At 68.0% G+C, this 21568-nt stretch carries 18 protein-coding genes; 8 read left to right on the top strand and 10 right to left on the bottom strand.

The genetic code is table 11. The features are described from left to right. The first annotated feature begins 57 nt into the window (after positions 1–57). On the top strand, positions 58–711 hold the full coding sequence (locus HF886_RS02845) for a TetR family transcriptional regulator (protein ID WP_240952511.1): 654 nt from the start codon (positions 58–60) through the stop codon (positions 709–711). Positions 712–724: 13 nt separating this feature from the next. On the opposite strand, the gene HF886_RS02840 is transcribed toward HF886_RS02845, so the two are convergent. Then, the gene (locus tag HF886_RS02840; protein WP_169651486.1) at positions 725–1534 is read right to left on the bottom strand and encodes an alpha/beta fold hydrolase; all 810 of its coding nucleotides are present in this window, start codon (positions 1532–1534) and stop codon (positions 725–727) included. After that, the gene (locus tag HF886_RS02835; protein WP_169651485.1) at positions 1531–3069 is read right to left on the bottom strand and encodes an ATP-binding cassette domain-containing protein; all 1539 of its coding nucleotides are present in this window, start codon (positions 3067–3069) and stop codon (positions 1531–1533) included. Before HF886_RS02835 ends, HF886_RS02840 begins: the two co-directional genes overlap by 4 nt. 202 nt (positions 3070–3271) lie before the next feature. Between HF886_RS02835 and HF886_RS02830 the strand changes: the two genes are divergently transcribed. The 3 genes from HF886_RS02830 (at position 3272) to HF886_RS02820 (ending at position 7607) form a co-directional block, all read left to right on the top strand. Then, positions 3272–5044, top strand: coding sequence for a penicillin-binding transpeptidase domain-containing protein (locus HF886_RS02830; protein WP_169651599.1), 1773 nt, complete (start codon positions 3272–3274; stop codon positions 5042–5044). Positions 5045–5125: 81 nt separating this feature from the next. Next, the gene (locus HF886_RS02825; protein WP_169622119.1) at positions 5126–6808 is read left to right on the top strand and encodes an NTF2-like N-terminal transpeptidase domain-containing protein; all 1683 of its coding nucleotides are present in this window, start codon (positions 5126–5128) and stop codon (positions 6806–6808) included. A 61-nt stretch (positions 6809–6869) separates the two neighbouring features. Beyond that, on the top strand, positions 6870–7607 hold the full coding sequence (locus tag HF886_RS02820) for a sulfite exporter TauE/SafE family protein (RefSeq protein WP_169651484.1): 738 nt from the start codon (positions 6870–6872) through the stop codon (positions 7605–7607). A 40-nt stretch (positions 7608–7647) separates the two neighbouring features. Here the strand turns inward: HF886_RS02820 and HF886_RS02815 are convergent, their stop codons facing one another. The 5 genes from HF886_RS02815 to HF886_RS02795 form a co-directional block, all read right to left on the bottom strand. Next, on the bottom strand, positions 7648–9114 hold the full coding sequence (locus HF886_RS02815; RefSeq protein ID WP_169651483.1) for a peptide MFS transporter: 1467 nt from the start codon (positions 9112–9114) through the stop codon (positions 7648–7650). A gap of 68 nt (positions 9115–9182) precedes the next feature. Further along, a complete protein-coding gene (locus tag HF886_RS02810; protein WP_169622122.1) occupies positions 9183–9563 on the bottom strand; it encodes a DUF3054 domain-containing protein in 381 nt (126 codons plus the stop codon). A gap of 103 nt (positions 9564–9666) precedes the next feature. After that, positions 9667–10221 (bottom strand): YceI family protein, encoded by a 555-nt coding sequence (locus HF886_RS02805; protein WP_169622123.1) that lies wholly within the window; start codon positions 10219–10221, stop codon positions 9667–9669. A gap of 92 nt (positions 10222–10313) precedes the next feature. Then, a complete protein-coding gene (locus HF886_RS02800; RefSeq protein WP_169651482.1) occupies positions 10314–11453 on the bottom strand; it encodes a YbhN family protein in 1140 nt (379 codons plus the stop codon). A 62-nt stretch (positions 11454–11515) separates the two neighbouring features. Continuing rightward, the gene (locus HF886_RS02795) at positions 11516–13012 is read right to left on the bottom strand and encodes an adenylate/guanylate cyclase domain-containing protein (protein WP_169622199.1); all 1497 of its coding nucleotides are present in this window, start codon (positions 13010–13012) and stop codon (positions 11516–11518) included. Between the two features lie 228 nt (positions 13013–13240). Here HF886_RS02795 and HF886_RS02790 point away from each other — a divergent pair, with 228 nt between their 5' ends. Next, positions 13241–13891, top strand: coding sequence for a DUF1707 domain-containing protein (locus tag HF886_RS02790; protein WP_169651481.1), 651 nt, complete (start codon positions 13241–13243; stop codon positions 13889–13891). 33 nt (positions 13892–13924) lie between these two features. Here HF886_RS02790 and HF886_RS02785 read toward each other — a convergent pair whose 3' ends face one another. Genes HF886_RS02785 through trmB form a run of 3 tightly spaced genes read right to left on the bottom strand, consistent with a single transcriptional unit; the run spans position 13925 to position 18827 of the window. Then, a complete protein-coding gene (locus tag HF886_RS02785) occupies positions 13925–17332 on the bottom strand; it encodes an MMPL family transporter (RefSeq protein ID WP_169622126.1) in 3408 nt (1135 codons plus the stop codon). A gap of 8 nt (positions 17333–17340) precedes the next feature. Beyond that, positions 17341–18048 (bottom strand): NYN domain-containing protein, encoded by a 708-nt coding sequence (locus HF886_RS02780; protein WP_169622127.1) that lies wholly within the window; start codon positions 18046–18048, stop codon positions 17341–17343. Continuing rightward, the gene (gene trmB, locus HF886_RS02775; protein ID WP_206037209.1) at positions 18045–18827 is read right to left on the bottom strand and encodes a tRNA (guanosine(46)-N7)-methyltransferase TrmB; all 783 of its coding nucleotides are present in this window, start codon (positions 18825–18827) and stop codon (positions 18045–18047) included. The genes HF886_RS02780 and trmB overlap by 4 nt, the downstream gene beginning before the upstream one ends. 213 nt (positions 18828–19040) lie before the next feature. Between trmB and HF886_RS02770 the strand changes: the two genes are divergently transcribed. From HF886_RS02770 to HF886_RS02760, 3 genes are read left to right on the top strand one after another with little or no spacing between them, the layout of a single operon-like run. Then, complete coding sequence (locus HF886_RS02770; RefSeq protein ID WP_169651480.1) at positions 19041–19631, top strand: hypothetical protein; 591 nt, start codon at positions 19041–19043, stop codon at positions 19629–19631. Further along, positions 19628–21076, top strand: coding sequence for a hypothetical protein (locus tag HF886_RS02765; RefSeq protein WP_206038468.1), 1449 nt, complete (start codon positions 19628–19630; stop codon positions 21074–21076). Before HF886_RS02770 ends, HF886_RS02765 begins: the two co-directional genes overlap by 4 nt. A 28-nt stretch (positions 21077–21104) precedes the next feature. Then, positions 21105–21419, top strand: a complete 315-nt coding sequence (locus tag HF886_RS02760; RefSeq protein WP_169622130.1) for a DUF6802 family protein — start codon at positions 21105–21107, stop codon at positions 21417–21419. Positions 21420–21568 lie beyond the last annotated feature (149 nt).

Raw genomic sequence — 21568 nt, 5'->3', positions numbered from 1 at the left:
GGCCACCGACGAGGGGAGTGGCCGGTACATAGTTATCGAGCGGAAATCGGGGGAGCGATGTACGCGTACGATATGGACACCGGAATCAGGCCACCAGGCCATGTCGACGGGCGGTCGGCACGTGCCGAACGCACGCGGCAGGCCGTGATCGACGCGCATATTGCGCTGATCCGTGCCGGTGAACTCAAACCCACAGGAGCGCAGATCGCGGCGCGCGCAGGTGTGTCGTTGCGGTCCCTGTGGGGTCATTTCGGAGATCTCGAGAAGCTGTTCGAGGCGACCGGCGCCGAACTCTTACGCCGCCAGGACGACGCGTACGAGCCCGTGGATCCGTCGTTGCCACTCTCCGAGCGGATCGATGCGTATTGCCGCCAGCGGGCCGAACTGCTCGAATTCATTGCGCCGTTCGCCCGATCGTCGGAGATTCGGGCGCCGTTCTCGCGGGAACTCCAGCACAATCGTCTGCGCTACTTCGAGCGGGCGGCGTTCGAAGCGCAAGTGTTGTTCGCGCGGGAACTCGACGGTGTGGGAAGCGAAGTGCGCTGCCAGATCGAGAGTTCGATCGCGATCAGCACGACGTGGCCGATGTGGGTTTCGCTCCGCGACGTGCTGCGTCTACCCGTGCCCGACGCCGTCGAAGTGATGAAACGCGCGGTCAAGGCGCTCATCTGCGAAGCAATGGCTGCCCGTCGTCCCGCAGCCGTGAGCTGAGCGCGAGGCCCGGTCAGCGCACGGTCCGGGCCTCGAGAAACGGCTCGATGACGGAGAGAACCTCCGGTAGCGCCGCCACCGTCGTCGCGTGGTCGAACCCACGCAGCACGGCCAGACGCGCGCCCGGGATCGAGCGCGATATCGCGCGGGTGTCGTCCACGCGCATGTGGTCCTCGGACCCGGCGACCGCGATCGTCGGAACATCGAGTGCCGCGAGGGCCTCGTCGTCGATCCCGGGCTCGAGGTCGGAGCGCCGGAAGTACGCGGCCAGCGCGAGTGGGTCGTTCGCGAGGAACGCCGCCCGCGTGGCCGCGTCCACCGGTTCCTGCCGCTGTCGTTCCCACTCGCGGACGAAACCCTCCATGCCGTCGCGCTCGAGCACGTCGACGCAGCCGCGAAAGAACATCGCGTCCATCGCCCCGCGCTGTGGTCGTGCGCTGCCGCCGAGCAGGACCAGGCCGGCGACCCGGTCCGGAGCGGCCAGGGCCAGCGCCAGCCCCGCCCTCGCGCCGAACGAGTACCCGACGTAGTGCACGCGCTCGACGTCCGCGGCGTCGAGCACGGCCAGCAGATCACCGACGATGCGATCCATCGCGTACGCGTCGGGCTCGTGCGGGGTGTCGCTGCGGCCGTGTCCACGCAGGTCCGGAAGGATCAGGCGGTACCGGTCGCCGAGCGCGCGCACGTAGCCGAAACCTCGCCACACCGAGGAGGACAGCGCGCTCCCGTGCACGAGCATCACATCGGGAGCGTTCTTCTCGTCCGAGCCGGCAATGGAGTACGAGAGACGGATTCCGTCGGCGGGGTTGGTCGTGACACTCATGTGCCCAGTGTGACCGACCGGGTGATCCCGATGTCGTCGAGGAACCGCTTGTCGTGCGAGACGACCACGAGTGCGCCCGCGAATCCGTGCAGCGCCTGCGTCAGATGATCGAGGCTCGGCAGATCCAGGTTGTTGGTCGGCTCGTCGAGCAGCAGCAGGCGGGGCGGCGGATCTGCCGCGAGGACGATCGCGAATGCGGCCCGCAGCCGTTCTCCGCCCGACAGCGCACCGACCGGCACGTCGCCGTCGCTGCCCCGGAACAGGAACCGGGCCAGTCGCGCCCTGATCTCCTGTGGTGGCAGATGAGGCGCCCGCTGTTCTGCGTTCTCCACCACCGACAGCGTGTCGTCGAAGATGTCGAGTCGCTGGGGGAGCAGCGCGAACGGCACAAGAGGGCCGGCCTCGACGATGCGGTCGAGCAGTGTCGTCTTGCCGGAACCGTTGGGGCCGCCGAGAGCGATACGTTCCGGTCCGACGATCTCGAGTGGCCCTTCCGCCACGCGACTACCCGGATGCACGGTGGTTTCCGGAAGGTCGACACGAATCTCCCGGTCGTCGCGCACGGCGTCCTGCGCGTGTGCGAGGTGCGCTCGCGCGGAGTCGAGATTCGCCTCGTGTTCACGGCGGTACCGTCCCGCCGATTCCTGAGCCTGCCGTTTACGCGCACCCATGACGATCTTCGGTTCGCGTTTCTGCTCGAACATCTTGCGTCCGTACCGTTGTCGTTGCGCGAGGGTCGCCTGCGCGGTTGCGAGATCTCGTGTTTGACGCCGGACGTCGTTGCGCGCGTCGCGCACGGCGGCACGTGCCGCCTCCTGTTCCGCAGCGACGATCTGCTCGTATTCGCTGTATCGGCAACCGAACAGCCGGAGTTGCCCGTCGCGGAGTTCGGCGATCGTGTCCATCCGGTCGAGGAGGTCGCGGTCGTGACCGGCGACGACGACGGTGCCGGCGAAACGGTCGAGGGCCTCCTGCAGTCGCGCGCGTCCCTCCGCGTCGAGATTGTTGGTGGGTTCGTCGAGCAACAGCACGTCCGGTTCGTCGAGCAACCGTGCCGTGAAGGCGAGCAGCATCGTTTCTCCCCCGGAGAGGCCACCCACGGTGCGGTCGAAGTCGCCTTCGTCGTGCACGATTCGTTCCAGACCGAGCCGGTGCACGAGTGCGAGCGCGCGCTCCTCGATGTCCCAGCGGTCGCCCACGATGCCGAAATCGCCGGCGTCTCCGACGCCGGATTCGATTCGCCGCAGGGCCCTTCGAATCTCGTCCAACCCGAGTACCGCCGCGACGGTTACCGACGGATCGAGCGTGACGTCCTGCTGGAGAAAGGCGACTCGGCCCCGGACGGTCAGCGCACCGCTCCGCGGCCGGAGGTGCCCGGCGACGAGACGGAGAAGTGTGCTTTTCCCGGTTCCGTTGCGCCCGACGAGACCGGTTCGCCCGAGTGTGAAAGTCGCGTCGAGGTTCTCGAAGACGCGGGTGCCGTCGGGATGGTCGTACGTGAGGCCGGACAGCGTGATGCCCGAGAGGGAAGACATGAGTGCTCCTGAAAGGTGGATCGATCGCGGGTGTGCCGCGTGGTCGACAACCACTACCGGAGCAACGCAGTTCTCCACTCGTTCGGTGACAGGGCCGAGTACCACGGTAGGTCGTGTGACGACGGTCGTGCAACCGAATATCGACACCTCCCCGACGCTCCCGGCGGCGCGCACTGTCCGGCACGTCGTCGAGAATTTGGGCATGATCGACGTCGTGCGTATTCGACGGCAGTGGGTTTCCGCAGGCGTGGCACCGATCCTCGTGCTCGTGACAGCCGGATGCGGCTTGTTGGGGCCGGACCAGCCCGAGACGGTGGCCGCGGAGTTCGCATCCGCGCTCGACGCGGGCGATGTGCAGGCAGCGGCCGCGCTCACCACCGACCCGCAGGCCGCGGCCGCCGCGATCACCGGCATGTTCGACGGCCTCGGCACCAGCGATCCGGTGGTCGGCGTTGCGGGCACGGGCGACGGCAACACCTTCGACCTCGATGTCTCGTGGAATTTCGGGGAGGGACGCGACTGGGCGTACCGGACGACGGGGTCGGCTGTGGAGGACTCCGACTCGTGGAGAGTGCGCTGGGATCCGGCTGTGCTCTCCCCGGAACTCGCGGACGGGGCAGCAGTGCGTCTGGTGACCACTGCGGGTGCGCCGCCGACGATCTACGACCGGGCGGGCGGCACCCTGTTCAGCGAGCAGGTCATCACGGTGGTGAATCTCGATGCGAACGCCGACCCCGCGGCAGTCGCACCGCTGCTCGCGCCCGTTGCGCCGACGATCACCGCAGAGTCTCTCGCCGCCGATCGGGCGAAAGCGCCCGGACAGTCGCTGACCGCGATCTCGCTGCGCGAGGACGACCTGGCTCCGATCGAGCAGCAGCTGACCGCCCTGCCCGGCGTCACGCTCGTTCCGCAATCGAGATTGCTGGTCGCAGACCGGGCGCTGGCCTCGCCGGTGTGGTCCGGCCTGGTGGAGTTGTGGGAACAGGGACAGGCCGAATCCGCGGGGTGGGTGGTCCAGCGGGTCGAGCCGGACGGGACCGCGCAGCAGGTGGCCGGCGAGACAGGGCCCGAGGCGCCCGACCTGTCCACCACGATCGATCCGCAATTGCAGATCGGGGCGGAAGCTGCGCTCGCCTCCCTCGACACTCCCGCGGTGATCGTCGGCATCGAGCCCTCGACGGGCGCAGTGCGCACGATCGCGCAGAACGCCGCCGCCGACCGCGAAGGTCCGCTCGCGCTCACCGGCCTGTATCCGCCGGGCTCCACCTTCAAGGTCGTCACCACCTCGGCTGCGCTTCAGGCCGGGCTCGCGGACCCGGACACGGTCCTGCCGTGTCCGGGAGTGGCGACGATCGAGGACCGCACGATCCCGAACGACGAGAGCTTCGATCTGGGGGCGGTGCCGTTGCACACAGCGTTCGCGTTCTCGTGCAACACCACGATGGGACAGCTCGCCGTGAACCTGCCTCCGACCGCACTGACGGACGCGGCTCGTCAGTTCGGGCTCGGCGCCGACTATGTCACGCCCGGACTTGTGACCGTCACCGGATCGGTACCGGAAACGGACACTCCCGCAGCCCTCGTCGAATCGGCGATCGGACAGGGACAGGTCACCGCGACACCCTTCGGTATGGCCCTCGTCGCGGCGGCCGTGGCGAACGGGAGCGCTCCGCTGCCGGTACTCGTCGAGGGGAGTGCGACGAACGTGGACGAGGAAATCGCTCCGGCACCGGCCGAAGTGACCGCTGCGCTGCGAACCATGATGCGCGAGACGATAACCGGCGGTACAGCGAGTATGTTGCGAGACATCCCCGATCTGACGGGTAAGACCGGGACCGCAGAGTACGGTGAAAACGACGGGGCGCACGGATGGTTCGTCGGATCACGCGATAATCTGGCCTTCGCAGTGTTCGTGGCAGGGGCGAACGGTTCGGCTCCCGCAGTCGAAGCCGCCGGCAGGTGGTTGAGGGGGTAATCGGACGTGTGGCGTAATTGTGATTCGTTCGTAGGCACGCCGTGCTTGTTCCTCCTGTGGCTGAAGTGAAGGTTGGTTGTCATGGGATTTCGTGAGTGGCGGCGCAGGGGGCGGATGCGCGTGCTCGCCCTCACAGCGGTCGTCGTTCTGGTTGTCGCCGTGGCGGTCACTGCCTTCGTGGTCAACGGCTCACGGACCGACGCGCGTGGCCTGGTCGACGATTTCGTCGCCGCTCTCGACGCCCGTGACCCTGCCTCAGCGGCCTCGCTCACGTCGTACCCGAGCGCAGCAGAAAGCACCATCGGGCAGATGTTCGACGGCCTGTCCGACGGCACGGTCGACTACGAGGTCTCGCAGTTCGTCGAACTGAACAGTGAGTCCGGGTATTTCACGCTCTCCGCCGCCTGGAATTTCGGCGAGGGCATGGACTGGGGCTACCAGGTCGACGGTGCGGTCAGGAAACTCGGCGTGGGCTGGCGAGTGTCGTGGGACCCGGACATCATCGTGCCCGACCTCGGCGGCGGACGAACCGTTCACCACGTCCGCACTGACGCCGCGCCCCCGAAGATCTTCGACCGCACGGGCCGCCTCCTCATGGAGGAACAGACGATCAACGCCGTCGTGCTCGATCCCGCCGCCATGCCCGACCCCGGCGCGACCACGACCCGGCTGGCCGAGGTGCTCGCACCTGTCGCGCCGGTCATCACCGCGCAACTGATGCAGGACCGGCTCGCGAACGACCCCGGCAACCGGATCACCGCCGTCAAACTGCGAGACCAGGACTATCAGTTCCTCGGGAGCGACATCGAGTCGATCCCCGGTGTCGAAGTGATCCAGACTCCCACGCTGATCAGTGCCGATCGACGGATCTCCACGCCGTTGCTCGATACGCTGCGCTCGGCGTGGCAACTCGAACGCGACCGTACCGCGGGTTGGGCGGTCACCCTCGAAGATCCCGAGGAGGGTCCGATCCAGGTTGCGGGCTTCCAGGGGCCGCCGCCCCCGGACCTCAATGCCATGGTGGACTCGAAGGTGCAGCTTGCCGCGAAGGAAGCGGTGGTCACCACGGGAACGCCCACCGCGCTCGTCGCGATCCAGCCGTCCACGGGCGGCGTCCTCGCTGCCGACGTGAACAACTGGGCGATGGAACTCGGTCCGGTCGCGACCCACGGCATGTACCCGGCCGGAGGCACGCTCGACCCGGTCCGGTTGGCCGCCGGACTCGACAAGGGCATCGACGGCGCCGATGTGAGCTCGGAAGATCTCGCAGAGACGGCCCGCCGGCTCGGACTCGGCCTCGACGTCAGCGTGCCCGGCTTCGATTTCGAGACCAGCCAGATCGGCAACACACGATCCGGAGTGGTGCAGTTCGCCGGATCCGATAACGACGACGCGCTGATCAGCCCCCTCGGAGCAGCTGTTCTGGCCGCCTCCGTTGCGCGCGGCGAGGCTGTGGCGCCGTCGATCGTGCAGGGTCAGCCCGCGACGATCAACGACCCGGTCGACGCGTTGCCCCCGCACGTCGTCGACGCCCTGCGCGGCATGATGGCCGACAACGTACAGAAGGGACCAGCGTCCTTCCTGCGTAAGCACGCGGGACTGTCGGGAGTCGCCGCCGCGAGCGGGGACGACCGGTGGTTCTACGGTTACAGCGGCGATATCGCCTTCGCGGTATTCGTCGCCGACGCCGACGGAGGAGACCGGGCGATCACGGTCGCGGATACATTCCTCAGCAAACTCGCGCAGCCCGACGAGGCTTTCTGACCTCGCCCGGCGAAACGCCGGTCCGGGCGCCCGGGGGCGGCAGGCGGTAGGTTCGGCGATCGTGACGGTCCTGGAACTGCTGCTGCTCGTGGTTGCGGGCTTCTTCGCAGGAGTGGTCGGATTCGTCTCGGGGCTCGCATCATTGGTGTCGTATCCGGCACTGCTCGCCGTCGGTTTGCCGCCGGTCGCGGCGAACGTCACGAACACGGTCGCGATGGTCGGCGTCGGCGTCGGAGCGCTCACGAACTCCGTCCGTGAAGTCGTTAATACCGGGCCACGGGTGTGGAGGTGGACGGCCTACGCCGCGCTGGGCGGCGCCATCGGAGCCGGGGTGCTGCTCGTCGCACCGGCCGGTTCGTTCGAGGCGGTCGTGCCGTATCTGGTGGCACTCGCCTCGCTCGCATTGCTGCTTCAGCCCCGTATCCGCGCCTTGGCGCGCGGCCGCGACCTGCCGCGTGCGTACGCCGCTGCGTTGTTCGTCGTGGCCGTATACGGCGGCTACTTCGGTGCGGGCGCCGGCGTCATGATTCTGGCGGTGACGTTGATCTGCACGTCCGAGAGCATATGGCGGGCCAGCATTCTCAAGAGTTATCTGCTCGGTACCGCAAACCTTGTCGCCGCGATCGGATTCGCCGTGTTCGGGCCGGTGCACTGGCCGGCGGCCCTCGCGATGGCTCTCGGCGCGTTCGCCGGCGGCTGGTGCGGACCCCCGCTCGTCGCGCGGATCCCGCCGACCGCGCTTCGCGTAGGTGTCGCGACGGCAGGATTCGGTCTCGCCGCGTGGCTCGCGCTCACGTGAACCGCGTCCGTGGCAACGCGGCGAGACCTCCGGGCGGCACTCAGTTCACGCCGTGCATCAGCTTCTTGATCCAGGGCGAACCCACGGCAAGGGCAACGCCGACCGCGATCGAGGCGCCGCCGATCCACAGGTAGTACGGCACTTCGTTGGTCTCGTCGTAGAAACCCGCCAGCGTGCCGGCCATCGCGCTGCCGAGGGCGACCGACAGATAGAACAACGCGACCATCTGTGTATGGAAGCTCTTCGGGGCGAGCTTCGTGGTCAGCGACAGGCCGACCGGCGACAGCAGCAACTCGGCAAAGGTGAAGAGCAGCAGGATGCCGACCAGGCCGAGCAGCGGGGCGCTGTTGGCACCGCCACCCGCCATCGGGATGAAGCACAGGAACGCGATGCCCATGATGATCGTGCCGGCAGCGAACTTGATCGGCGACGACGGCTGGCGCGGCCCGAGCTTGGTCCACACAGCCGCGAAGACACCGGCGAACGCGATGATGAACACCGGGTTGATGGACTGCACCCACGAGGGCGGGAACTCCCACCCGAACAGGTCGCGGTTCAGGCGGGTATCGGCGTACACCGCGACCATCGTGAACTGCTGCTGGAACAGCGACCAGAACACGGCGCTCGCCACGAACATCGGGATGAAGGACAGCACCCGGCTGCGTTCGACCGAGGTGATGTTCTTGCTCGAGAGGATGACCACGAAGTAGGTGATCGCCGCGATGACCGTCAGGGTGACGACGATGTCGGACAGACTGTTCGCGGAGATGATGCCGGTGGAGGCGAGGATCACGACCAGAACGAGCGCGGCCAGTGCGATTCCGCCGACACGCATCCGGCTTTCCGCCGGCAACGGGTTCGGCGGAACCTTGCCGATGTCACCGAGGTGCTTGCGGTAGAGCGTGTACTGCAACAGGCCGAGGAACATGCCGATCGCGGCGAGTCCGAACCCCCAGTGGAACCCGTACCGGACCTGCAGGAACCCCGTGAGCAGCGGACCGACGAGGGCGCCGATGTTGATGCCCATGTAGAAGATGGAGAATCCGGCGTCGCGGCGCTGGTCCTTCTCGTCATAGAGGTCACCGACGATCGAGGTTGCGGTCGCTTTGAGTCCGCCACTGCCCACGGCCACGAGGATGAGGCCCACGCCGACACCGATGAAGCCCGGCAGCAGCGCGAGCGCGATGTGGCCGAACATGATCAGGATCGCGCTGTAGAACAGTGTCCGTTCGGAGCCGAGGAGACGGTCGGCGATCCATCCCCCGAGGATCGTCGACAGATAGACCGTGCCGCCGTACGCGCCGACGATCGAGGTTGCGGCGGCATTGCTGATCCCCAGACCACCCTCGGCAACCGAGTAGTACAGGTAGTAGATGAGGATGCCCTGCATGCCGTAGAAGGAGAATCGCTCCCACATCTCGACGCCGAACAGGTTGGCCAGCGCCAGAGGCTGGCCGAAAAACCTCGTATCGGATCGCGACTCCGGCACTGAAGCGGTGTCAGTCATATATCCACTGTTTCACCGTGGGACACCCTCGAGCCAATCGATCTCGAAAAATCACACAGTGGTTGTTCTCACGCGACCCGAGAATCGGACCGTCGGACCACACGGGCGAGAAGTCGCCAGCCGATCAGAGTCACGCCGAGGAAGCCGGTGGCGACGAGAATGAAGGCGGTGGCGGTTCCCTGACCGGTCGCCGCGCGGAGCAGCATGCCGCCGACAAGCGTGCTCACCCAGACGAGAAGGCCGGTGGGTGCTGCGGCGAACGCGTCGAACTTGTCGCGGTAGAGCCACGCGACGAGGAACCAGCCGACGGTCAGCCCGCCGAGGAACGGCCACGCGGTGCGTGCCAGGCCGACGAGATCGAGGACTTCTTCGTGGCTGGATCGGCCGAGGGCTGCGAACACGAGGATCAGGACCACGTCGGCAACCAGCGCGGGGGCGTACTTTTTCACGGCTTCAGGGTAGCGCCGTGGCGAACGTGTCCGAATGCACCGACGGGCGCCCCTCCGTGCGGAGGGACGCCCGAGGGCGATGGCGCGGGAGATGTCGGGGGGATCAGGCCTGCAGGCCGGCCTCGATCTCGAGGTGGAGAGTGATCTTGTCGCCGACGACGGCGCCGCCGCCCTCGAGCGGCATGTCGATGGAGATGCCGAAGTCCTTGCGGTTGATCACGGTCGTGGCGTCGAACCCGGCGACCGGGCCGTTGCCCATTCCGGCGTTGACGCCGTTGTACTCGAGGCGCAGCTCGACCGGCTTGGTGACGCCGCGGAGCGTGAAGTCGCCGTCGACGATGTAGTCGTCGCCGTCCGCGCGGACACCGGTGGAGACGAAGGTCGCGACGGGGAACTGCTCGGCGTCGAAGAAGTCGGCCGACCGGATGTGGGCGTCGCGATCGGCGTTCTTGGTGCTGATCGACGCGACGTCGATGTCGGCGCGAACCGATGCGGTGCCGTCCTCGGCGACGGTGATCGCGCCGGAGAAGCTCTCGAAGCTTCCGCGCACCTTGCTCACCATGAGGTGCCGGACGGTGAAGCCGACGTTGGAGTGGACCGGATCGAGGGCCCAGATCCCTGTGGTGAGGCCGGGAAAGGTGGTGGTGGCGGTCGTCATCGCGTTGTCTCCTCGTAGATTATTGAAACTTCAACTTGATGCGGCAACCATGACACGACTTTGTTGCGCGCGCAACTACTTGGTGGCGCAGATCACAGAAGGTCGGTGTCCGAGGTGTCCGCGGGCTTACGCCGCCGCGCGACGGCGCTGCGATCCTGTTCCTCACGTTCGGCGGCAGGGTCGATGTCCTCACCCGCGTTGCCCCCGCGGTACATCGCCGCGATCGTGCCCCAGCCGGTGAGCGCGACGAAACCGAAACTCACCGCGCGGTACACGAACACCGCGGCCAGCGACTGGGGAGCGGTCAGACCCGCCGCGGTGAGCGTGGCGATCAGAGTTCCGTCGACGAACCCCAGCCCGCCGGGCGCCAACGGCACGCTGCCCACCGCCTTGGCAGCGGCGAACGCGATGCACAGACCTGCGAGCGACGGGGAACCTCCCACCGCCCAGCACGCGAGACCGAGGCATGCGACATCGAAGACCCGGTGCACGGCCGACCACGCGATCGCCGCGACTGCGTCGCGTCGCGCGAGTTCGACAGCCTCGAGTTGGGCGAGCACCCGATCGAAGAGGCCGAAGCCGGTATCCGCGGGCTTTCCGGACACCCTGTTGACACGGGTGAGCACCCAGGTGCCGGCTGCCTCGATCGACGACGGGTTACGGGCGACATACCGCAGCCCGTAGAACATGGCGATGAGGCCCGCCAGCGACAGGACCAGCGTCACCGGACTGATCCGCGTGCCCACCGCGAACGCTCCCGCGACCCCGACGGAGGCCAGCGTGGCCGCCGCGATGACGCCGGATACCGCGAGCTGCCAGGACGCCACCACGGGGGTCGCGCCCCACTTGCGGGTCTGCCTGTAGGTGAACGCGGTCGAGAACACCGGGCCTGCCGGCAGCGTGACCGCCATGGCGGTACTGCCGTAGATCACCGATGCCGAGCGGAAGTGACCTACTCGCACACCGCCGGCGTGCAACAGCTGCTGCTGGACTCCCGCGAAACCGCTCAGGGAGATCATCTGAGCGGCGACACACGCTGCGAACCAGCCCCAGTGGATGCCGGTGAGCGCTTTCCAGGAATCGCTCATCGTGGGCCACAGGTAGATGGCTTCGGCGGTGAGCAACGCGATCAGAGCCGCCGCGACCAGCCATTTGATCCACAGGAAACGGCCCCGGCGCGGTGTGGCGTCGGGGCCAGAGAGGTCGTCCTGCGGCTGCGCCACGCCATTCACCGTAACCGACGCAGGTATGTAGGTGCCGCAATTAGCGTCCGCCCGTGACGTACCTCCCTGTGCTAACCCACCCGATCCGCAGAGTCGTCACCCGGACGCGGCCCGCTCGGATAATGGACGGGCGAGGCGAGCTGCGTGACCCTGCGCCGCCCGCGAAGCTGCACCTCGTCGCCGAGTTCCCAGTGCCCACGCTCGTCGTCGTCGGCGAAATAGAGGGCGCTCGACGACGCGAGAACGCGGCTCGGACGGAGCTTGGCCAGTTCCGTCAGGCGCGACGCCTCGTTGACCGGGTCGCCGATGACGGTGTATTCGAAGCGTTCGGCCGCGCCGATGTTTCCTGCCACCGCGAGTCCGGCCGAGACACCGATACCGACGTCGAGACCGGTGATGTCGTCGAGCGCGAAGCGCAGTTCGCGTGCTGCACCCAGCGCAGCGGTGGGTGCATCGGGCCGGTCGAGAGGCGCCCCGAAAATCACCAGGGCGGCGTCGCCCATGAACTTGTTGACGAAGCCGTGGTGCCGATCGACGACCTCCACCACGACCCGGAAGAACTCGTTGAGGAGATCGACGACCTCGTTGGGAGGACGCTCGGCCGCGGTGGCGGTCGACCCCACCATGTCCACGAACAGCACGGCCACGTAGCGGGTCTCACCGCCGAGTTCGGTGCCGTACTGCAGTGCCCGCCGGGCCACGTCTTCACCGACGTGCTGACCGAACAACTCGCGGAGCCGGCGGCGCTCGTCGGCCTCCGCCATCATCCGGTTGAAGCCCACTTGCAGGCGTCCGATCTCGCTGCCGTCGAACACCTCCACCTGCACGGCCGACGCGCCGCGCTGCACGCGTTCGATCGCCCAGCGCAACTGCTTGATCGGGTCGGAGATCTGCGCCGAGGTCAGCAACGACAGCACGAGGGCCAGCAGGATGGACGTGACCGCAAGCGCGAGTACCGCGTAGGCGAGTGCGTCGGACGAGAACGCGGAGTCGGTGGTGATCTGGGTGACGCACAGCAGGACGATCCCCGCGACGGGCATCAAGGTGCCCAGTCCCCACGTCATCGCGAGACGGGTGCCGACGCCCGGAGCCATGGTGCGATCGAAGTTGCCTTCGCTCAGTGCACGGGCCGCGACGGGGCGCAGAATCCGCTCGCCGAGCATGTAGGTGAACCCGAACGTGCTCGTCGCGGCCATCGCCACGGTGATCGCGACCGCGACGGCGAGGGAAGGCGTCTCCCCGGCGGTGAGGAACACGAACAAGACGCCGCCGAGCAACCACAGTCCGAGGTGCACGATCGCCTGACGCAACGGCGCGTGCAGTGCCGCCATCTGCTCGGACCGGGTGGGCGGGCCACCGCGGAGTTGCCAGCGCACCACCGAACGAAGCATCAGCGCCGCAGCGGTGAGACTCACGATGCCGGCGAAGACGAGGTACACCGCGAACACGGTGAAGTTCTGAACCCGGTCGACGGTGTCGAAGTCGTCGTCCGCGAACGGAACGCCGTACCGCACGAACGCGAACACCAGCATGGCGCCGAACAGGTTGGAGGCGCCCATCGAGGCCATATAGAGCGGCCAGCGACTACGCAGTGTCGCGGCGACGGCTCGATAGGACCTCAGCACGACTTCAGATCAAACCACTGTATGGACGGTCACAGCGCGTCGTGGTCACCTTCGGCACCACGGAGAGGTGAGAAGTCGCTCGGCGCGGCGGCACTTGCGGTTCCGCGATCCGGCAGGAGGCCGCGCGCTTCCGGTCGGGACGAAGAGTGTCACAGATCCTATTCTGTACGTATGGACCCGAAGGATCTGCGCGTTTCGGACGCCGAACGCGAACATGTGGGCGAGCTTCTCCAGCGAGCCGTAGGACAGGGAATGCTCTCGCTCGGCGAGTTCACCGAACGGATGGACACCGTCCTGGCAGCGAAAACGCGTGGTGATCTCAATCAGGTTCTCGTGGACCTGCCCGGCATCCAGATGCGGCCCGAGTACCTCCCGCAGGCCGCACCGGCGTTCCTGCCCCAGCAGCAGGCGACCGCCGCCGCCCCCGCGTACCCGGCGACCGGGCCGGGCGGTCCGCTCGTACTCAAGGGGCGTTTGTCGTCCCTGACCCGCAAGGGCCGGTGGGAGGTCGCGCCGGTTCTCCGGCTCGATACGTTCGCGTCCTCGGTCAACCTGGACTTCACCGAGGCGGTGATGCAGACGCAGGTCGTGCGAATCGAGGTGAACGACTCGTTCAGTTCGATCTCGATCCTGCTGCCCGCCGAAGCCACAGCCGATATCAACGGTGTCGAAACCGTCGCGTCGAGCGCCACCACGAGAGTGCGCGGCGGCGCGCCGTTCGGCCCGTTGCACGTCGTCGTGGTCGGGAAGATCTTCTGCGGCAACCTCAACGTCACGCACCCGTTCGGCATGCGGCTGCGCAAGTTCATCAACGGCGCGTAGAGCCCGCCCGCACCGCCGTTCCGTCCGTCCGGCTCAGGGCTGCTGCCGGCGCGCGATCAGTTCACTCACACTGATCGACCCGCCGGTGTCGGTGCCGTGCCGCCGACGGTGCGGATCGTTCGGATCGTCCGCGTGATCGGGCTCCGAATCGGTGGGCGCCTCGGGCGACCGTTCCGTGGCACCGTTCCGTGGCACCGGCCGCTGAGGTGACTGCTGCGAATACTGCCCGGGTTGCGGGCGCTGCTGCGGGTTCGGCGGCTGCTGCGGGTTCGGCGGCTGCTGCGGGTACTGCCCCGCCTGCGGACGCGGTCGGGGCTGCGGGTGCTGTCCCGCCGGTGGGCGCGGTCCGCCCTGCGGCTGCTGTCCCGCCGGTGGGCGCGGTTCGGCCTGCGGAAACAGCCCCGCCGGTGGGCGGGAACCCGGCTCCGGCCGCGGACCGGCTTGCGGCCGCGGTCCGGTTTCCGGCGGGCGATGCGCGTGCTGTCCCGACCCGGGAGCAGCTCGGCGCAGCTGCGACAGCCAGCTCTCGATCGCCTGCGGATCGCGTGCCCGCCCGGCACCCGTCGACGGCTCTCCGTCCTGTCGCGTTCCCTCGGCACCACCGTTCACCGGCGGGTTGCCGGCCGGATCCGGGTTCGTGGCGGACGGCCGCACGAAGTTCTGCGGCAGCGGCGGGGGAACGTCGCCCCGTCGGCGCCTGGGGAGCGGGGGCATGGCCGCCGTGGGCGGCTGGGACGCTGCCGTAGGCCGGCCCTGCGGCGGCTGTGCCTGCGCCGGGTCGACGGGTGGCGCGTCTGCGCCCCGTCGCTGCGGCATCGGCGGAAGCTGATCCGGAACCTGGCCCTGCGGTGCCCGGGGGCGCCGAGGGGGCAGCGGCGGACCCTGACGTTCGTCGCCCGCACCGGCCGGACCCTGCGGCCGGCGCTGCGGCGGCAGTTGCTGCGGGGAGCCGTGGCCCGGAGCCGCCGGCTCACCTGCGCGCGGCATCGGACGGCCGTCGACAGCCCGGTGACGCGGGTCGCCTGCCCGCTGCTGATCCGGACGTGGCCGCTGGGCCGGGGGACGGGGAACCGGACGCCCGGGACCCTGGCGACGCGGCTGCGGCGTGAGATCGCGGAACTTGCGCTGCTCGGACGCCGGTCGCGGCGCTGCGATCTTGGGCAGAGGCTGAGTGAGGTCGGTTGCGTCGCCGAACATCCCTGCCGGGAAACGATGTGAACCGGTGGCCGAGACGGTCGCGGGACCGAACATGCCGACGGTGATGAGTTCGGGCACGTCCTCGGGCATCAGTTCGTCGGCGAGAATCGGTTCGGCGAGGCCGGCCTTCTCCTGGATCCGCTTCATCCACGCAGGTGCCCACCAGCAGTCGTCGCCGAGCAACTTCATCACTGCCGGTACCAGGAACATACGGATGACCGTCGCGTCGATGACGAGAGCGGCGATCATGCCGTAGGCGATGTACTTCATCATCACCAGTTCCGAGAACGCGAACGCACCGGTGACCACGATCAGGATCAGCGCGGCGGCGGTGATGATGCGGCCGGTGTGCGACGTGCCCACGCGAATGGATTCGGTGGTGCTCGCGCCCTGTGCCCGGGCTTCGACCATCCGGGAGAGCAGGAAGACTTCGTAGTCGGTCGACAGCCCGTACACGATCGCGATGATCAGCACGAGCACCGGAGACATGATCGGTCCCGGCGTGAAATTGAGTAGCTCTGCGCCGTTGCCGTTGATGAAGATCCAGGTGAGGATGCCGAGTGTCGAGCCGAGACCCAACGCGCTCATGAGGACGGCCTTGATCGGCAACACCAGCGATCCGAAGGCCAGGAACATCAGAATGATCGTCAGCGACACCACGACCAGCACCATCAAGGGCAGCGTGTCGAGGAGCGCGGCGATCGAATCCTGCTCGATGGCCGGCGTACCGCCGACGAGCACTTCGACGCCCTCTGGCCACTCCGCGGAATGCAGGTAGTCGATGGTCGGAGCGGTCTCGTTGCGGTCCGTCAGACCGGCCTTCAAGACGCGCACGCCGTCCTTGGCCGGGCCCGTGATCGTGAAGTCCTCGACGAGACCCGGCGCGGCGTTCGCCGTCTCCATGATCTTGTTCAGGTCGCCACCCTGGGCACCCTGGATCACCAGTCGCACGGGTTCGGCACGCTGTCCCGGGAACAACTCGTCGAACTGTTCCTGCGCGACGCGGGTCGGGTGGTCGGGCGGCAGGTAGGTCTCGTTGATGCCGCCGAACTTGATGCCGGTCAGCGGCGTGATGAGCAGCAACAGGCCGATGACCGTCGGGATGGTCACCTTCATCGGATTGAGCATGACCCAGCGGGTGAGCCGACCGATGTAACTGTTCTCGACCTGTTCGTTCGACTGGATCTGGCCGAACTTCTTCATGCCGAACTTGTCGATGCGCTTGCCGAGGATGCCGAGAATGGCGGGCAGCACCGTCACCGACAGCAAGGCGGCGAGAGAAATCGCAGCGATCGCGCCATAGGAGACGGATTTGAGGAAGCCCTGCGGGAAGAGGAGCAGGCCGCCGAGGCTGGTGACCACCATCGTCGCGGAGAAGATGACGGTGCGCCCGGCCGTCATGACGGTGCGCCGGACGGCCGCGGGGGTGTCGTAGCCCTCGGCCAGTTCTTCTCGGAAACGGGACACCATGAACAGGCCGTAGTCGATCGCCAGACCCAGTCCGATCAGCGAGACGACGGGCGCGACGAACGAGTTGACCTCGGTGAAATTGGTGATCAGCCGCACGACGCCGTTCGCGGCGACGATCGTCAGACCACCGGTGATCAGCGGCAGCGCTGCCGCGATGACGCCACCGAACACGAAGAACAGGAGGATGCCGACGGCCGGGATCGCCAGGATCTCCATGCGCTTGATGTCGTTGGCCATCGTGTCGTTGAGCGCGCCGGAGATGGGCTGCAGACCGGCGAGCTGGACGTCGACACCGTCGATGTAGAACTTGTCCTTGATGTCGCGGAAGTTCCCGGTCAGCTCCGTGTCGTTCGCGCCGGCGATGGCGACCGACGCGAGGGCGTGCTGACGTGACTCGTCGGCCAGGCTCGGCAGCGACGGCGCGGTCTCGGTGGGCCAGTACGCACCGTTGATCTTGAGAATGTGTTCGGGATTTTCGGAAACCAGAGCGTTGAGGTTGTCGGTGACCTTCGCGGCGAACTCCGGGTCGTCGACGGTCTTGCCCTCGGGCGCGGTGTACAGAACCAGCACGTCACCGTTGGTGTCGCGGCCGAACGTGCCGTCTGCCAGCTTCGCCGCGGCGACGGACTGTGAGCCGGGATCGTCCCAGCCGCTCTGGCTGAGATGGTCGTTCAGGCTCAGTCCGTACCCGGCGAGCCCGAGCAGCGCCGCCACCATCACCGCAATGACGGTGAAGCGCGCGCGATAGACGAGCGTTCCCCAACGGTCGAACACTAGATCTCCTATTCGGCGACGCTCTTGCGCCCCACGAGGAGGGCGGACAGCGGTCGGAACGGCTGCAGCCAGGCTCCTTCGTCGGGCAGCGATTCCAGGCTGACGCGGGGCAGCGGTTCACGGAACACCCCGGGGATGTCCTCGAGATCGACGAAGTCGAGGATCTCGGACGTGACCGCCCAGCTGGCGTGCTCGCGGAAACCCAGCACCTGCACCGCGATGCCCGCAGCTGCGAGCTCTTCGAGAGGTTCGCGGAACGCCTGCCCGTCCGCCGACGCCACCATGACGCCGGCAAGGCCGCCACGCCGGCGCAACTCGATGTGCTCGAGCATATCGGAGTCGACGTCGCTGTCCTCGTCGATCTTGGGCTTGGCGAACACCGCGAAGCCCACATTGCGCAGGGCTTCCACCCACGGGCGCACCACGTCGGCGCTGCCCGGGGCGATGTTGGTGAAGACCGTCGCCTCGGGTTCGAGCGGAGTACCGGTCCGGCGGGACAGATCGGCGGTGCGGCCGAGAAGCCAGCGGCCGAGTGCGTCGAACCGGGGACGGTATGCGGCGGTGGGCCGGCCGCCGAGGATGGCGCCGAGACCCATATCGAGGTTGGGAGCATCCCACACGAGAAGGACACGACCGGGCTGGTCGCTGCCGCCGACAGGCCCGCTGTCGATGGCGGTGGGGTCGGTCGTATCGGACAGCTCTTCGTGGACGCTCATGCTCCGATCTTCCCCCAGACCATTTCGGCGATGGTGCTGCCCACCTGGTGGGCCTTCCCTTCGAACTTGGTCACGGGTCGCTCGAGGCTGATCGGCGACTCCCCCGACAGGGGCTTCAGCAGCGGCTCGGCGTCTCCGGTTTCCCGGATCGCTTCGGCGTATTCGGCGTGGTCGGTGGCGACATGCAGCACACCGCCGGGCACGAGGCGATCGGCGATCAGGGAGAAGGTGGGGGCCTGCAGCAGCCGGCGCTTGTGGTGCCGGGCCTTGGGCCACGGGTCCGGAAAGAAGACCCGCACCCCGGTCAGCGATCCGGGAGCAACCATCTTCTCGAGCACCTCCACGGCGTCGCCGCGCAGGATGCGCAGGTTCGTGACCGGGGAGTCGGTGTCGAGGGTGCGCTCGATGCGCTGCAGTGTCTGGGCGAGGCCGGGCCGGTAGACCTCGACGGCGATCAGATTCACGTCGGGTTCGGCCCGCGCCATCGAGACGGCGGCGGTTCCCGTTCCGGATCCGATCTCGAGCACCACGGGTGCCGAACGCCCGAACCACGCGTCGATGTCGAGCTGGTCGTCGCCGACGTCCCGGCCGAGCTGGGGCCAGAGCCGGTCCCACGTCAGCTGCTGGGGTTCGGTCAACGCTCCCCGTCGGGACCGGAAGCTCGTCACCCTCGGGTAGAGGCGATTCCCGCGGGTGGGCTGCTCGTCGAGCAGCTCGGTCGTGTCTTGATCGGCGTCGTTCACCCGACCATTGTCACGTATCCGGCGAGTGGGTGGCAGGAGTGACGGAAGGGACCACAGTGTTTTCTCAGGCTTGCACCGGGATTTTCAGGGTCTGAGCCTCGTTTACCCGGGATTTTGCACAGTTTTCCGGCCCGCGGTCGCTTTTCTTCCCACCGAGATCCCCTCACATTCTCAGAATTGCGTCGAGTGTTACCCCTGCACGACAGGGTGTCTTCTGACACAATCCGCGCCGACGATCGGGGGATGTCGATGACGGGGGACCTCTGGCACCGGCTCGCAGGAGACGTGGAGCGCGTCGACAGTGTCGCCGGCCGCGCTCTGCACGCCGTGGTGCGCGACCGCGCCGCACCGCTGCGGATCCAGGTTGCCGGACGAGTCGGCACCGGATTCCGGTCCGTGCGGGACGCCGTCCGGGCCTCGGCCGGTGCCGACGGCACCGTCGAGGTCGAGAGTGTGGCCGTCGACGTGCCGGACACAGCCGATCCCGTGTTCGACGGGGACGTCGTCGTCTACGCCGTGCCGGTCCGGCTCGATCCCGCGTCCGTGCATCCCGCCGACCGGTCCGCTCTGTCTCACATCGACGCACGACGTGTCGTCGTGGTGGTCGCCGGCGGCACGGTCGAACATGTCGATCCGGTCGCCGCGACACTCGGCCTCGGGGCGTTCGCCGTCGGTGATCCCGCGCTCACCGACGCGATTGCCGCACGACTGGCCGCGGCCTCTCGTCTCCGCGACGAGCACCTTGTGCGGATGGTCGCGGGGATCGCCGCCACACCCGCCGCCCGCGACCTGATCGAGGCGGCACTCGACGCGGCGAACCTCTCGCGCCGGGTCTCATGACGACCGGTGCCGACGATGTGGTGCGCCGCTGGAACCCTCGGGGCTGGGCGCGGCTCCACGAACCTTCGTCGCGGGCCGTGCGCGTCGTGGGTCTCGCGGGGTCGGGAGTCGGAGCACTGTGCGGTGAACTCGGCCGGCTCGGCGGTGTGGACGTGGTCCGCGACGGGCCGGCGTCGGTGGTGCTGGTGGTGTTCGACGCGTCGGCGGTGATCGGTCGCACCGAACTGGAGATGATCGCCGACGCCGCCGCCGACGCGACCGAGGTGGTGTGCGCCCTGACCGGTACGGACCGGTATCCGGGGTGGCGCACGGTGCGCGACCGCGATGTCGCCCTGTTGCACCGGCACGCGACGTACCTCCCGCGCGTCACCGTCCTCCCGGTGTCGGCGGAGATGTCGCGCCGCGCACGGGAGGTCGGCGGCGACGCGGGTTCGGTGCTGTTGCTGGAAACCGGAATCGTCGAGCTACGCGATGTGCTCGCCGCAGCGGTCGATTCCGCGAGCGACCCGCGACGTGCGCGCGGAGCTGTCGTGACGCAGACCCGCCGCATGATCTACGACGAGGTGGACGCGCTGCGTGCCGGTGACGACACAGCCGGTCTCCGCGCCGAGCGGCAACGACTGGCGCTGACACCCATGCCCGCGGCCCCACCGGACCTCCAGCGCGCGCGGGTCGAACTACTCCAGGACGTCGCAAAGGACATCCGGGGAGTGGCCGCGTCGATCCGTGATGCGCTCGACGACACCGGACGGCCCGCCGATGACGTGGCCGGTGCACTCGACGCGCACCTCGAGGGAGTGCGCGCCCGCCTCGCCGCCGCTCTCGCCTCGCGGGCCGGCGCGGACCTGCGCGACAGCGACGGAAGACCGCCCGAGTGGACACGTTCACCGTTGCCGGAGCCCGCGCGCACCTTCGAGGACCGGCTGACACTGGTCGTCGGCGCGTCGGCCGGTGCGGGCCTCGGGCGGCTGCTCGTCACCCCGTTCGGTGAGATCCCCGGCGTGGCGGTGGTGGCCGTCGCACTCGGCGGTGCGGTGCCGGCGGGATGGTGGCTCGTTCACGCGCGGCGCCGGATCGCGCACCGCGAACGCGTGCGGCGCTGGGTCGGTGAAGAGCTGGCGACCGCCCGTGCCGACCTCGAGGCATGGGTGCGCGCGTGCACTTACGAGGTGGAGTCACGCGTCCTTTCGGCGGCTCGGAGCGCACACGACGCACAGACGAGCCGACGGCGGGAACGCGTCTCCGCGCTCGACGAGGAGATAGGACGGCTCACCGGCGAAAGGCGCGCGCGAATTGCGGCGTGCGAGCGGGACCTCGCGGCGCTCGGGCAGCCCAGGGAACCGGGAGGGCGTCCGGTGCGTCGAACCGATCGAACGGCGAATCGGCCGGGAGCGACCGTGCCGGGGATGGGGGATCGATCGGATGATGGAAACGTTTCCGGGTGACGACAGCCCGAGTGGGCCGAGGACCGACGTGTTCGACCCGGTGGCCGCGTCCGTCTGGGCAGACGGAACGGAACCCGCCGCGGATCTGGACGGGGACGGAATCTACGACACGGTGATCTTCGGCAGCGAGGTGTTCGACAGCGGCCTGTCCGCAGGTGGAGCTCTGATCGTCGCCACCGATACCGACCTCGACGGGCACACCGACAGGCTCACCGCTGTGGAGGACGACGGCGACTACGGCGTGTGGGAGTTACACCGCGACCTCGACGGAACAACACGCTGGACACGCGTCGACCACGGTAATCTGGAAGGCGATGTGGATCACGAAAACGGTGGCGAGTGAGCGCCACCGTCTGTACGTGGGGGGTAGGTGAAGGTATTCTGCGCGCTCTCTGAATCGTTCATGTGACATTTCCGACCGGCCCCGAGTGTTACCGGTAGGACATCCACAGTTAGCCTCTACGAATAGGACTTCCGGCGCCCGCTTCGCCG

The organism is Rhodococcus sp. 105337 (assembly GCF_012844225.1).
Taxonomy (GTDB): domain Bacteria; phylum Actinomycetota; class Actinomycetes; order Mycobacteriales; family Mycobacteriaceae; genus Rhodococcus.
This window is presented reverse-complemented; position numbering and strand designations above follow the sequence as displayed.